We start from the raw sequence: 12,929 nt of genomic DNA, 5'->3' as shown, positions 1-12,929 counted from the left end.
TTTCTCGAAAGACCCCCTCGCGTGCGGATATTGCTTGTCGAAGATGACAGTGCGTTGGCAGACGCCGTCTGCAGCTATCTGCTCGCGAAGGCGTTCGTCGTCGACGTGGCGCCCGGCCTTGCCCAAGCGCGCGGCGCCCTGCTTTCGGTGCAATACGCCGCCGTGCTGCTCGACCTGCACCTGGGCGACGGCGACGGCCTTTCGCTGCTGCCGCAGGTGCGCGCGCTGCGCGAGCCGCCCATCGTCATCGTGCTGACCGCGCGCGACCAGGTGACCGACCGCATCCGCGGGCTCGATGCCGGCGCGGACGACTACCTCATCAAGCCCTATGACCCAGCCGAGCTGCTGGCGCGGCTGCGCGCAGTGGAACGGCGGCGCAACGCGGGCAGCTCGCCGGTGCTGCATCTCGGCACGCTGGAGATCGATCTGGCGCAAGACCGGGTCCGCAAGGACGGGAATCCGGTCGTCCTGACCCAGAAAGAATGGGCCCTGCTGCGCGTGATGGCCACCCGGCCCGAGCGCATCCACACCCGCGAAAACCTGGCCGACGCGCTCTACGGCTTCGGCGACGAGGCCGACAGCAACACGCTCGAGGTGTTCATCAGCCGCCTGCGGCGCAAGCTGGGCAAGAGCCACATCCAGACACTGCGCGGCCTCGGCTATCGCCTGTCGACATCGGCGGGCGACGACGAATGAGCGCTCCATTTCCGAACAGCGGCCGCGACACGCTGGCCGGCCGGCTGACGCGCACCCTGATCGTCTGGGTCGGCGGCGTGTGGCTGCTGTGCGTGCTGGCCGTGGTCTGGTATGTGGACCGCGAGATCAACCACAACTTCGACAACGAACTGGTCGAGGTGTCGCACCGCATGTTCGACATGGCGGTGCAGGAGCTCGACAAGCTGCAGCAGACGGGCACCCCCGCGGAAACGCCGCTGATCGCGCCCAAGCAGCTGTTTTCGGCGGACGCCGTGAAATACCAGGTGGTCGACATCCACGAGCAGGTGCTGCTGCGCTCGGCCGAGGCGCCCACCAATGCCTTCGACGTTCCGCTGGCCTCGGGCTTTGCCAACAACCAGACCTGGCGCATTTATACCGTGCGGCACCCCACGCGGGCCCTCTATTTCCAGGTCGCCGATCCGCTGGATGAGCGGCGATCGGCGCTGAACCGCACGCTCTTCGGCCTGATCATTCCGCTTGGTGCCGTGCTGCCGCTCCTGGCGCTGGTGTTGCGCAACGTGGCGCGCACCGAACTGCGGGTGCTGCAGCAGCTTGCGGGCGAGATCGAGAAGCGCAGCGGCTCCGACCTGCGGCCCATTGCCCTGCCCGGACTGCCGCGCGAACTGCGCTCCGTGGGCGACCACGTCAACAGCCTGCTGGAGCGGCTGTCGCATTCGCTCGATGTCGAACGCGCCCTGGCCGCCAACGCCGCGCACGAGCTGCGAACGCCGCTGGCCGCGGCTCGGCTGCGCCTGCAAACGGCGCTCGAGCACGATCTTCAGCGCAACGATGTGCAGGCCGCGCTCGATGCGCTGCAAATGCTCAGCCACCGTACCGAAAAGCTGCTGCAGCTGTCGCGGGCCGAGTCGGGCGCGTCGCTCGCGCGGTCGCGGGTCGACCTGGTCCAGCTTGCCGGCACCGTGGTGCAGGAGTTCTGGAACGATCCGCAGGTCAACGAGCGGTTGGGCCTCAAGCTGCCCGACAGTGCCGCCCCGGTGGCAGTGGGCGACGTCGACGCGCTCGCGATCGCGCTGCGCAACTTGGTGGAAAACGCATTGCGCTACAGCGAGTGCGCGCGCGTGGTGGTGGAGGTGATGGCGCCCTGCACGCTCGCGGTGCGCGACTTCGGAGCCGGCGCGAGCGCGGCGCAGCTCGCCTCTTTGCAGCAGCGCCATGTGCGCCACAGCTCGGACCGGGCGGGCTACGGGTTGGGCCTGTCGATCGTCGGCACCATTGTCGAGAAGCACAACGCAACGCTCGAACTGGCATCACCGCCGGCGGGCGCCGCCAGCGGCTTCGAGGCCCGCATCGTCCTGCAGCCGGCCTAGCGGGCTCGCGCCTTCTTCGGCATGAAGCCGTCGGAGTTGTCGAAGCCGAACTGACCGGCGCTGTACATGGCAACCATCTTCCTGACCAGGTGCTGGCGCACGGGCTTGGGCAGAGCAAAGAAGTCCGCGTTGGCCCTTGTGCTGCGCTCGCCGTCCAGGATACCGGTGATGGCGTGCACCACCACCTTCCGGCCCTGGTGGAACGCGATGATCTTGATACCGCCCGAAAAGTGGTCGCTGTCGAAACCGTCCTTGTCGTCCGGGGCGAAGAAGCGGTAGACCAGGATGGGCTCGATCAGCCCGTCCACATCGAGATCGGCGAACTCGAAGAGCTTCGACCTGAAGTTAACGCCGGCATCCTCTCTGCCGGCAAAGTCGCGAATCGACCATTCGCGCGTCAGCACGTTGTCGCTTCCCACCTTGAAAAGCGTGGCCTGGATGACGGAGGACAGTGTCTCGTCGGCGAACGGCAAGTCCTGCTTCTCGGAAAGCACCAGCGCGTAGCTGCCGGACTTGTCGGTGTAGCAGTAGCGCTTGAACACCGGGAGCTCGACGCCGGCTTTCTTCACCGCATCGGCGTTGAGGAATGGCGCGTTGGCCGGGCATGCGTGCTTCTCGGCCTTTGTCTGGGCATGGCTCGCGGCGGTGAACAGCGCGAATGCAGCAAAGGCGGCAAGCGCCGGCATCTTTCGCTTCATCGCGCCCTACTCACTCACCACCGCGCGCAGCCAGTCGGGCAAGGGCAGCGCTTTCTGCTTGGGAAAGTCGACCCAGATCGTGGTCGCACCGCCTGCGGCGCAGATCACGTCGGGCGCCTCAGCGCGGGCCATGGTGGCCCAGCTCTCGAAGGTGGTTCGCGCCGGGTCGCTCACGTACATCTTGATGAGCACACTGCCGGGATATTCGATCTGGCGGTAGAAATTGCAGAAGGCATTGACGATCACCATGCCTTCGCCGCCGGGGATGGGCTGGATGCCGAGCGAATGTATCCAGTCGATGCGCGCGGTTTCCAGGTAGCGAAAGTAGGTGCCGTTGTTCAGGTGCCCCATGGCATCCATGTCGCCCCAGCGGATCGGGATCGACATTTCGTACACGAGCTTCTTCTTTTCGGGAATTTCGATTCTCATCGGTGGGCCTTGATGGATGCGAGGATGCCAAGAACGAACAAGAGCGCGGCCGCCAGCTCGGTAGCCTGCGGCCAGCGCCCGTCCCATAGAAAGGAATAGAGCAGCGCGAACAGCGTCTCGCTCACGATCAGCTGGCCGCACAGGCTGGCCGACAGGCGCTGGCTCGCGATGTTCCACAAAATGGTAGCGAGCCATGAAGAGCCGAACCCGCCCGCCAATGCGAGCCAGACGAAGAGCATGCCTTGGGGCTGCGCGCGAAGCGTGGCCACGTCGCTGCCGGCCACCACCCACAGCAGCAAGGCGCCCACGCCGGTCGCAATGCCGAGCCAGTTGGCCCAGTCGGTCGCGTTGAGCTCGGTATGGCGCTGCAGCCAGGCGGCGTTGAGCAAGCCATACACCGTCCAGCTTGCCATGGCGCAGAGCGCCAATGCAATGCCCCAGCCGAAGCGAACGCCGTTGCCGGCCGTGCCGTGCTGCGCCGACCAGGCGCCGTAGACCATGAGCGCAATGCCCGCGCCCGTGAGCACCAGGCCGGGCAGCAGCGCCCGCATGCGCAGCCCCGCGGGCCGGCCGAGCAGCATCATCCAGACCGGGATGGTGCCGATGATGAGGCTGGGCACCTCGGTGCCCGCCGCCGCAATGCCGAAGGCCAGCAGCAGGTAGTAGCCGCTGAAGCCCAGCACGCTGAGGCCCAGCGCCGCCATCGCCTGGCGCCTGTTCGGCCAGCGCAGCGACGCGGGCCGCGTGAACACCGCCAGGCCCGAGATGGCGCCGAACACCGCGAAGCGCGCGGCCGTGATGTCGATCATGCCGAAGTGCCCGACCATGCGCGGCGCCACGAACACCAGGCCCCAGAGCGCCCCTGCCCCCAGCCCGGCGGCTATGCCAACCCAGGCGCGCGGCGTCAGAGCGCGAACCCGTCGTCGGCGGCAATCACCGCGCCGTTCACGAAATGGCTCTGCCCGCTGGCCAGCAGCACGATGAGGCCGCCCAGGTCTTCGGGCTTGCCCACGCGCTTGCGCGGCAGCATGCTCACGAGCTTGGCGCCGCCTTCGGAGGCCCAATGGTCTTCGTTGAGCTCTGTGGTGATGTAGCCGGGGCACAGTGCGTTCACGTTGATGCCGAAGCGGCCCCACTCAAGCGCCATGGCCTTGGTCATCTGCACCACTGCGGCCTTGCTCATGCAGTAGGCGCCGATCTGCGGCATGACCTTGAGCGCCGCCACCGAGGCGATGTTGATGATGCGCCCGCCGATGTAGGTGCCCGGCGCCGAGCCCTTGGCGCGCGCCAGCATGCGCTTGCCTACTTCCTGTGCCACGAAGAAGGAGCCCTTCACGTTGGTGTCGAAGATGTAGTCGTAGTCGTCGGGCGTCACGTCCTGCAGGCGCTGGGTGGTGCTCACGCCCGAGTTGTTGACCAGGATGTCGATGGGGCCCACTTCGGTTTCGGCGCGCGCCACGGCGGCCTTGATGCTGCCGATTTCGGTCACGTCGAGCTCGACCACGTGTGCGTCGCCGCCCTCGCCTTCGATGCGGGCGCGCAGTTCCTTGAGCTTTTCGACCCGGCGGCTCGCGAGCACCACGGCGGCACCGGCGCGCGCCAGCGTTTTCGCGAACTGCGCACCCAGCCCGCTGGAAGCGCCGGTGACGAAGGCCACGCGGCCCGAAAGATCGATGCTGTAAGCCATGAAAAGCGGTCCTGTTGAGTCGTTGCCGAGTCGCCGAGGTGACGCCCTGCACTCCACATAAAATGTTTCGCGCCCTCGAAGCGTCCGAGCCTCAAATCATTATCGACGAGACCCACATGACCCACGACGAAATCCTCGCCCAGTTCGGCCCCCGCGAATCCATGGAATATGACGTGGTGGTCGTCGGCGGCGGCCCGGCCGGCCTCTCTACCGCCATCCGGCTCAAGCAGCTGGCCGCGCAGCACGAAAAGGAAATCTCGGTGGTGGTGCTCGAAAAGGGCTCCGAGCCCGGCGCGCACATTCTCTCGGGCGCCATCATGGACCCGCGCGCGCTGAACGAGCTGCTGCCCGACTGGAAGGAGCAAGGTGCTCCGCTGAACCAGCCCGTCACCGACGACGCGATGGTGTTCCTGGGCGAAAAATCGGGCCTGCGCACCCCCAACGCCTTTCTGCCGGCCTGCTTCCAGAACCACGGCAACTACATCATCAGCCTGGGTGCCTTCACCAAGTGGCTGGCGCAGCAGGCCGAAAACCTGGGTGTCGAAATTTTTCCGGGCTTTCCGGCGGCCGAGGTGCTCTACAACGAGAACGGCTCGGTGCGCGGCGTGGCCACCGGCAACATGGGCGTAGGCAAGGACGGCGAGCCGACCGAAAACTTCCAGCTGGGCATGGAGCTGCTGGGCAAGTACACGGTGTTTGCCGAAGGCGCGCGCGGCCACCTGGGCCGCCAGCTGATCGCCAGGTTCAAGCTCGACGAAGGCCGCGATCCGCAGACCTATGGCCTGGGCGTAAAGGAAGTGTGGGAGATCGACCCCAAGCGCCACCAGCCGGGCTTTGTGCTGCACACCGCCGGCTGGCCGATGAAGAGCGACACGTATGGCGGCGCGTTCCTCTATCACATGGAAGACAACAAGATTTCCATGGGCTTCATCACGGGCCTGGACTACAGCAACCCCTACCTGAGCCCGTTCGAGGAAATGCAGCGCTGGAAGCTGCACCCCAACATTCGCTGGTACCTTGAAGGCGACGAGGCCAAGGGCATCAAGCCGGCCAAGCGCATCGGCTACGGCGCGCGCGCCATCACGGCCGGCGGCCTGATGTCGCTGCCCAAGACGGTGTTCCCGGGCGGTGCGCTGGTCGGCTGCGAGGCGGGCTACCTGAACGTGAGCCGCATCAAGGGCAGCCACGCTGCCATCAAAACGGGCATGCTGGCGGCCGAAGCCGCTTTCGACGCAGTGCAGGCCGGCCGGCAGCACGACGAGCTCACGGCCTACCCGGCCGCGTTCGAGAAGAGCTGGCTCTACACGGAGCTGAAGAAGGCACGCAACTTCAAGGCCTGGTTCAAGAAGGGGCTGGGCATTGCCACGCTCATGAACGGCGTCGAACAGTGGCTGCTGAAGGGCAACATTCCGTGGACCCTGCACCGCAACAAGCCCGACCACATGTATCTCAAGCCGGCGGCGGAGTGCAAGCCCATCGTCTACCCGAAGCCGGACGGCAAGCTCACGTTCGACCGGCTGTCGAGCGTGTTCATCAGCAACACCAACCACGAGGAGCAGCAGCCGGCCCACCTGACGCTCAAGGATGCGTCGGTTCCGGTGAACATCAACCTCTCGAAGTTCGCGGGTCCTGAAAGCCGCTATTGCCCGGCGGGTGTGTACGAGTTCGTGGGCACCGATGACGGCAAGCAGCGCCTGCAGATCAACGCGCAGAACTGCGTGCACTGCAAGACCTGCGACATCAAGGACCCGACGCAGAACATCGTGTGGGTTACGCCTGAGGGGGGCGGCGGGCCTAACTACGTGGGGATGTAACTCCTCCGGGTTGTTGTTCTTGGCGCCCTTGTTCAGGGCGCTCTGGTTCTGGGCTGTCTTGTTTAGGGCTCTTGTTCAGGGCGCGTGCAAAGGCCACCGGGTACTCCCCTCCGCGAATGTCCCCCGGGGCTGTGCCCCTCCTCCTTTATTTCGCTGCGGGGAGCACCCGATGCCCTGTGCACACCGGGCGCTGCGCTTGTTCCGCTCGATCAACGACCGGCGCGAATAACGATCCCGTCGATGGGGTGCCTTGCGCAGCGAAATAAAGGAGGAGGCCGCAGGCCGGGGGACATTCGCGGAGCAAGGTACCCCGTCGGCGGGATCGCGCCCACCGAGACAGCACGCAATTCAACGGCCGCCTTCGCCCCAACCGCCCCCGCCAGGCGTCTCGATCACGAACACGTCCCCCGGTGCCATCTGCACCTGCCCGATGTGGTCCAGCGTCTCGACCGTGCCGTCGACCCGCTCCACGCGGTTGACACCCGCCGCGCCGGCTTCGCCACCCGACCCGCCGAACGCTCCGTAGAGCCGGCCATTGCTGAGAATCGATGCCGTCATGGGCGCCAGGAAGCGCACGCGCCGCACGCCGCCGTCGCCGCCGCGCCAGCGCCCTGCCCCGCCTGAACCGGCGCGCAGGCGGTAGCTGTCGAGCCGCACCGGGTAGCGGAATTCGAGCACCTCCGGGTCGGTAAGCCGCGAGTTGGTCATGTGGGTCTGCACCACGCTCGTGCCGTCGAAGCCGGGGCCGGCGCCAGAGCCGCCCGAAATGGTTTCGTAGTACTGGTGCTCGCCGTCGCCGAAAGTGAAGTTGTTCATGGTGCACTGGCTTGCCGCCATGACGCCGAGCGCACCGTAGAGCGCGTTGGTTACGCAGCTCGAGGTTTCGACATTGCCCGCCACCACCGCGGCCGGCGGCAGCGGGTTGAGCATGCACCCGCTCGGCACGATCACTTCGATGGGCTTGAGGCAGCCCGCATTGAGCGGAATGTCGTCGTCGACCAGCGTGCGGAACACGTAGAGCACGGCCGCCATGGTGATGGCGCGCGGGGCGTTGAAGTTGTTGGGCAGTTGCGCGCTGGTGCCGGTGAAGTCGACGGTGGCCGAGCGCTTGATCGCATCGACCGTGACGCGCACGCAAATCTTCGCACCGTTGTCCAGCGGCAGCGTGAACTCGCCGTTCTTCAGCGCCGTGATGACACGGCGCACCGACTCCTCGGCGTTGTCCTGCACATGGCCCATGTAGGCGGCCACGGTTTCTCGGCCGAATTGCGCCACCATGGCCTGCAGCTCCTGAACGCCCTTCTCGTTGGCGGCGATCTGCGCGCGCAGGTCGGCGAGGTTCTGCTCGATGTTGCGCGACGGATGAGGCCCGCTTCCCAGCAGCGCGCGAAGCTCGGCTTCGCGCAGGCGGCCGCCCTCTACCAGCTTGAAGTTGTCGATCAGCACGCCTTCGTCTTCGATGCTCCTGGAGAACGGCGGCATCGAGCCGGGCGTGATGCCGCCCACGTCGGCGTGGTGGCCGCGCGAGGCGACGTAGAACGAGGGCCGCGCATCGGCTGCCGCCAGATACACGGGCGTGACCACCGTGATGTCGGGCAGGTGCGTGCCGCCGTGGTACGGGTCGTTCAGCACGAAGACGTCGCCGGGCTTCATGCCGGGGTTGCCGTCGATCACGGTCTTGATCGATTCGCTCATCGAGCCCAGGTGCACCGGCATGTGCGGCGCATTGGCGATGAGGTTGCCCTGCACGTCGAACAGCGCGCAAGAAAAGTCGAGCCGCTCCTTGATGTTGACCGAGTAGGCCGTGTTCTGCAGCCGCAGGCCCATCTGCTCGGCGATGTTCATGAAAAGGTTGTTGAACACCTCGAGCATCACCGGATCGGCGCTGGTGCCCATGGCTTGCGTGGCCACGCGCGGGCGCACGCGGTGCAGCTCGATGCCGGCCGGGGTGGCGCGCGCCTGCCAGCCGGATTCGATCACCGTGGTGGCGTTGCGCCCCGCGAGGATGGCGGGGCCGTCGATGGACGCGCCGGGGCGGAGGGCTGCCTCGTCGAACAGCGCGGCGTTGCGCCAGCCGGCGGCCTCTTCGTCGGCCTCGCAGTACATGCGGACGGCTGCCAGCGGCTCGGGGGCGTATGACGCTGCATCGGCCGGGGCGGCCGGCGGTGCGCGGCGCTCGCCGGCACCTACGGCTTCGACCGTCACGGCCTCGATCACGAGTGCGCGTTCCGCCATCAGGAAGGCGAAGCGGCGTCGATAGCCGGCCTCGAACTCCTCACGCATCGCGGCGATGGCTTCTTCGGCCGACTCCTTCATGGGCAGCGCGCAGGCCAGTGCGGTGTCGGTGCCTTCGTAGCGCAGCTGCACGCGGTGCACCGCGGCGATGGCCGCATCCGCCACGCCCTGCTCGCGCAGTTCTCCTTTTGCCTGCGCCGCCAGAGTGCCTGCCGCATCGCGCGCCGCAGTCAGCCCTTGTGCGTCGAGCCTGCGCTCCAGCGCCAGTTCGCGCATGGCCAGTTGGTCGGCCAGCCCCATGCCGAACGCCGAGAGCACGCCTGCCAGCGGATGCAGGTAGACGCTGCGCATGCCCAGCGCGTCGGCCACCAGGCAGGCGTGCTGGCCACCCGCTCCGCCGAAGCACTGCAGCGTGTACTGCGTGACGTCGTAGCCGCGCGCCACCGAAATGCGCTTGATGGCATTGGCCATGCTGGCGACGGCGATGCGCAATGCGCCGCTCGCCACTTCTTCGGCATTCACGGCACGGCCGGTGGCTTCCGACATGCGGCGCGCCATGGCGTCGAACCCACGCCGTGCCGCTGCAAGATCGAGCGGCTCGTCGGCATTCGGACCGAACACATGCGGAAAGTGCGTGGGCTGGATCTTGCCGAGCAGCACGTTCGCGTCGGTGGTGGTGAGCGGCCCGCCGCGCCTGTAGCTGGCCGGCCCCGGGTTGGCGCCGGCCGATTCCGGCCCCACGCGCAGCCGCGCGCCGTCGAAGGCGATGACCGAGCCGCCGCCTGCAGCCACCGTGTGGATGCTCATCATCGGCGCGCGCATGCGCACGCCGGCCACCTGGGTTTCGAACAAACGCTCGAACTCGCCGGCATAGTGCGACACGTCGGTGGAGGTGCCGCCCATGTCGAAGCCGATCACGCGCGCATGGCCCGCATCGAGCGCGGTGCGCACCATGCCGACGATGCCACCCGCGGGGCCCGAAAGGATGGCGTCCTTGCCCTGGAAGCGATCGGCCTGCGTAAGCCCGCCCGAGCTCTGCATGAAGAACAGCGGCACGCCCGGCATTTGGCGCGACACCTGCTCCACGTAGCGCCGGAGAATCGGGCTCAGGTAGGCATCGACCACCGTGGTATCGCCGCGCGGCACCAGCTTCATGAGCGGGCTGGTCTTGTGCGACACCGACACCTGCGTGAAGCCGATCGCCCTGGCAATGCGCTCGGCCGCGAGTTCGTGTGCGGTGTGGCGCCAGCCATGCATGAAGACGATGGCGCAGGCCCGCAGCCCAGCATCGAAGGCCTCTTGCAGCGCCGAGCGCAGCGCATCCTCGTCGAGCGATTGCACGACGGCGCCTTGCGCATCCATGCGCTCGCCAGCCTCGATCACTCGCTCGTACAGGAGCTCCGGCAGCACGATGCGGCGGTCGAACAGGCGCGGCCGCGCCTGCGTGGCGATGCGCAGCGCATCGCGAAATCCCGCCGTGGTGACCAGCACCGTGGGCTCGCCCTTGCGCTCCAGCAGTGCATTGGTGGCCACCGTGGTGCCCATCTTCACGCACTCCACGCGCTCGGGGGTCACGGTCTCGCCGGGCGTCAGCTTCAGCAGGCGGCGGATGCCTTCGACTGCGGCGTCCTTGTACTGCTCGGGGTTTTCGGACAGCAGCTTGAGCGTGTGCAGGCCGCCCTCGGGGTCGCGGCCGACCAGGTCGGTGAATGTGCCGCCGCGGTCGATCCAGAACTGCCAGCGTGACGGAAGAAGGGAATGCGTGGTCATGAGAGAAAGGGCTTCGCAGGGAAAAGAGAAAAATGCTTCGGATCAGTTCTGGCGCAGGTCGCGTCCGCGCGTCTCCGGAAGACACAGCGCCACGATCACCACCATGGCATAGGCCACCGCCGCACAGATGCCGATGGAGGTACCGAGCGAAAGATGCATGCGGTCGCTCAACACGCCCACCAGGGCCGGAAAGGTGGCGCCGATGCCGCGTCCGAAGTTGTAGCAAAAACCTTGCCCCGAGCCGCGCAGTTCATTGGGAAACAGCTCGGACAGGAAGGCACCCGCGCCGCTGAAAATGCCCGACATGAAGAAGCCGAGCGGAAAGCCGAGCAGCAGCATCAGGCTGTCGGTAATGGGCAGCAGCGTGTACGCATAGACCAGCGACCCCGCCCCGATGGCGAACAGGATGAAGGCACGGCGGCGGCCCAACCGGTCCGAGAGATAGGCGCCGCACAGGTAGCCGATGAAGGCGCCGACGATGAACATGAACTGGTAGCCGCCCGAACCCAGCACCGTGAGATGCCGCTCGTTCTTCAGGAAGGTCGGCAGCCACACGCCAATGGCGTAGTAGCCGCCCTGCATGCCCGTGAAAAGCAGGCTCGCGAGCACGGTGGTGCGCAGCATGCCCGGCTTGAAGATCGCGAGGAAGTTGCCGCTGCGCTCGCCGCGTTCGACGGCCGCGCGGCTTTGCACATAGATCTCCGGGTCGCGAATCGAACGGCGGATGAACACGATCAACACCGCCGGCAGCAGGCCGAGCATGAACATCACGCGCCACGAATATTCCGGCGGCAAGAACGAGAACAGCGCCATCGACACCAGCACCGCCGCGCCCCACCCTACCGCCCAGCTGCTCTGCACCAGCCCTACTGCCTTGCCCCGGTAGGCCGGCCGGATCATCTCGGCAATGAGCACCGAGCCCACGGCCCATTCGCCGCCGAAGCCCAGGCCCTGCAGCGTGCGCGCAATCAGCAGCTGCTCAGGCGTTTGCGCGAGGCCACAGGCAAAGGTGAAGATCGCGAACACCAGGATGGTGAGCTGCAGGATGCGCACCCGCCCGTATTTGTCGGCCAGGATGCCGGCGCCCCAGCCACCGATGGCGGAAGCCACCAGCGTGGCCGTGCCGATCAGGCCCATCTCGGTCTTGCTCATGCCCCACAGCGACAGCAGGATGGGCGTGACGAGCGGCAGCGTGTAGTAGTCGAACGCATCGACCGCATAGCCGCTGAACGAAGCGGTGAGCGTGCGTTTTTCGTTCGGATTGAGCGTGCGCAGCCAGCTGCCTTCGGCTTGTGCGTCGTCGACCGTCTGCGCGGCGTCGAGGGTGGTCTTCATCGGTTGTCTCCAGGTATGAGATTTGGGGAAAAAACGGTGGCCTAGAACGCGGCCAGGCGGTGGTGCAGCAGGTCGGTCACCAGCATCGAGCCCGGCGCATGTGTGATGGCGAACGGCAGCCTGGCGGCGGCCAGCGCGGCTTGGGGCGTGACGCCGCAGGCCCAGAACACAGGCAGCTCGTCGGGCATGACCTCGACCGCATCGCCGTAGTCGGGATCGGCAATCGACCGGATGCCGATCAGCGCCGGATCGCCGATGTGCACCGGCGCGCCGTGCACGGCCGGAAAGCGCGAGGTGATCTGCACCGCACGAATGGCATCGGCCGCGCGCAGCGGGCGCATCGACACCACCATCGGGCCGTGAAAGGCCCCTGCCGGCGTGGTAGCCACCGACGTGCGGTACATCGCCACGTTGCGGCCTTGCTCCACGTGGCGCAGCACGATGCCTTCGGCCATCAGCGCGTGTTCGAAGGTAAAGGAGCAGCCGATCACGAAGCTCACCATGTCGTCGCCCCACAAGGCACGCACGTCGGTGGGCTCATCCACCAGCTCGCCGTTTCGCCACACGCGGTAGCGCGGCAGGTCGGTGCGAATGTCGATGTCCTCGCCGAGCGCGGGCAGCGCCGGGTCACCCGACACACCGAGCAGCGGGCATGGCTTGGGGTTGGCCTGGCAAAAGCGCAGGAAGTCGGCGGCGTATGCCTTGGGCAGGATGACCAGGTTGCCCTGCACATGGGCACTGGCGAGGCCGCTGGTGTGGGCGGCCAGCGAGCCGCTGCGGCAGGCCTGACGCACGGCCAGCGCACTGCTCGCCGCGCCGGGTTGTTCTACGAAGGATTGACGGTTCGACATTTGGCGTTCTCGATGCCCGATGCATCGCTGTGGTGTGATGCGACGGATTGTGGGAATCCGCGCTC

10 protein-coding genes are annotated in these 12,929 nt (G+C 66.8%); 3 read left to right on the top strand and 7 right to left on the bottom strand.

What is annotated here, in order from left to right:
• Positions 1–21: 21 nt before the first annotated feature.
• Together V9L20_RS08945 and V9L20_RS08940 are read left to right on the top strand one after the other, a co-directional pair.
• Positions 22–696, top strand: a complete 675-nt coding sequence (locus tag V9L20_RS08945; protein WP_258507546.1) for a winged helix-turn-helix domain-containing protein — start codon at positions 22–24, stop codon at positions 694–696.
• Positions 693–2,045 (top strand): ATP-binding protein, encoded by a 1,353-nt coding sequence (locus V9L20_RS08940; protein ID WP_337296313.1) that lies wholly within the window; start codon positions 693–695, stop codon positions 2,043–2,045. Before V9L20_RS08945 ends, V9L20_RS08940 begins: the two co-directional genes overlap by 4 nt.
• Here V9L20_RS08940 and V9L20_RS08935 read toward each other — a convergent pair.
• The 4 genes from V9L20_RS08935 to V9L20_RS08920 form a co-directional block, all read right to left on the bottom strand.
• Positions 2,042–2,743, bottom strand: coding sequence for a M949_RS01915 family surface polysaccharide biosynthesis protein (locus V9L20_RS08935; protein ID WP_337296312.1), 702 nt, complete (start codon positions 2,741–2,743; stop codon positions 2,042–2,044). The two genes, V9L20_RS08940 and V9L20_RS08935, sit on opposite strands and share 4 nt — an antisense overlap.
• 6 nt (positions 2,744–2,749) lie before the next feature.
• The gene (locus V9L20_RS08930) at positions 2,750–3,172 is read right to left on the bottom strand and encodes an acyl-CoA thioesterase (RefSeq protein ID WP_337296311.1); all 423 of its coding nucleotides are present in this window, start codon (positions 3,170–3,172) and stop codon (positions 2,750–2,752) included.
• Positions 3,169–3,999: a DMT family transporter gene (locus V9L20_RS08925; protein ID WP_443098557.1), complete on the bottom strand. Its 831-nt coding sequence runs from the start codon at positions 3,997–3,999 to the stop codon at positions 3,169–3,171. The genes V9L20_RS08930 and V9L20_RS08925 overlap by 4 nt, the downstream gene beginning before the upstream one ends.
• Positions 4,000–4,076: 77 nt before the next feature.
• Positions 4,077–4,859, bottom strand: coding sequence for an SDR family oxidoreductase (locus V9L20_RS08920; protein WP_337296310.1), 783 nt, complete (start codon positions 4,857–4,859; stop codon positions 4,077–4,079).
• 116 nt (positions 4,860–4,975) lie between these two features.
• On the opposite strand from V9L20_RS08920, the gene V9L20_RS08915 reads away from it, so the two are divergent.
• Positions 4,976–6,673, top strand: coding sequence for an electron transfer flavoprotein-ubiquinone oxidoreductase (locus V9L20_RS08915; RefSeq protein ID WP_337296309.1), 1,698 nt, complete (start codon positions 4,976–4,978; stop codon positions 6,671–6,673).
• A gap of 348 nt (positions 6,674–7,021) precedes the next feature.
• Here V9L20_RS08915 and V9L20_RS08910 read toward each other — a convergent pair whose 3' ends face one another.
• Genes V9L20_RS08910 through V9L20_RS08900 form a run of 3 tightly spaced genes read right to left on the bottom strand, consistent with a single transcriptional unit; the run spans position 7,022 to position 12,864 of the window.
• A complete protein-coding gene (locus V9L20_RS08910; protein WP_337296308.1) occupies positions 7,022–10,678 on the bottom strand; it encodes a hydantoinase B/oxoprolinase family protein in 3,657 nt (1,218 codons plus the stop codon).
• 42 nt (positions 10,679–10,720) lie between these two features.
• Positions 10,721–12,013, bottom strand: a complete 1,293-nt coding sequence (locus tag V9L20_RS08905) for an MFS transporter (protein ID WP_337296307.1) — start codon at positions 12,011–12,013, stop codon at positions 10,721–10,723.
• A gap of 41 nt (positions 12,014–12,054) precedes the next feature.
• The gene (locus tag V9L20_RS08900) at positions 12,055–12,864 is read right to left on the bottom strand and encodes a putative hydro-lyase (RefSeq protein WP_337296306.1); all 810 of its coding nucleotides are present in this window, start codon (positions 12,862–12,864) and stop codon (positions 12,055–12,057) included.
• Between the last annotated feature and the right edge of the window lie 65 nt (positions 12,865–12,929).

This window comes from Variovorax sp. CCNWLW225 (genome assembly GCF_037204045.1).
GTDB lineage: Bacteria > Pseudomonadota > Gammaproteobacteria > Burkholderiales > Burkholderiaceae_C > Variovorax.
This window is presented reverse-complemented; position numbering and strand designations above follow the sequence as displayed.

Coding starts and splice junctions, on each gene's coding strand:
- V9L20_RS08920 (WP_337296310.1), bottom strand. CDS start 4,859: ATGGCTTACAGCATCGATCTTTCGGGCCGCGTGGCCTTCGTCACCGGC.
- V9L20_RS08940 (WP_337296313.1), top strand. CDS start 693: ATGAGCGCTCCATTTCCGAACAGCGGCCGCGACACGCTGGCCGGCCGG.
- V9L20_RS08930 (WP_337296311.1), bottom strand. CDS start 3,172: ATGAGAATCGAAATTCCCGAAAAGAAGAAGCTCGTGTACGAAATGTCG.
- V9L20_RS08905 (WP_337296307.1), bottom strand. CDS start 12,013: ATGAAGACCACCCTCGACGCCGCGCAGACGGTCGACGACGCACAAGCC.
- V9L20_RS08900 (WP_337296306.1), bottom strand. CDS start 12,864: ATGTCGAACCGTCAATCCTTCGTAGAACAACCCGGCGCGGCGAGCAGT.
- V9L20_RS08925 (WP_443098557.1), bottom strand. CDS start 3,999: ATGGTCGGGCACTTCGGCATGATCGACATCACGGCCGCGCGCTTCGCG.
- V9L20_RS08915 (WP_337296309.1), top strand. CDS start 4,976: ATGACCCACGACGAAATCCTCGCCCAGTTCGGCCCCCGCGAATCCATG.
- V9L20_RS08935 (WP_337296312.1), bottom strand. CDS start 2,743: ATGAAGCGAAAGATGCCGGCGCTTGCCGCCTTTGCTGCATTCGCGCTG.
- V9L20_RS08910 (WP_337296308.1), bottom strand. CDS start 10,678: ATGACCACGCATTCCCTTCTTCCGTCACGCTGGCAGTTCTGGATCGAC.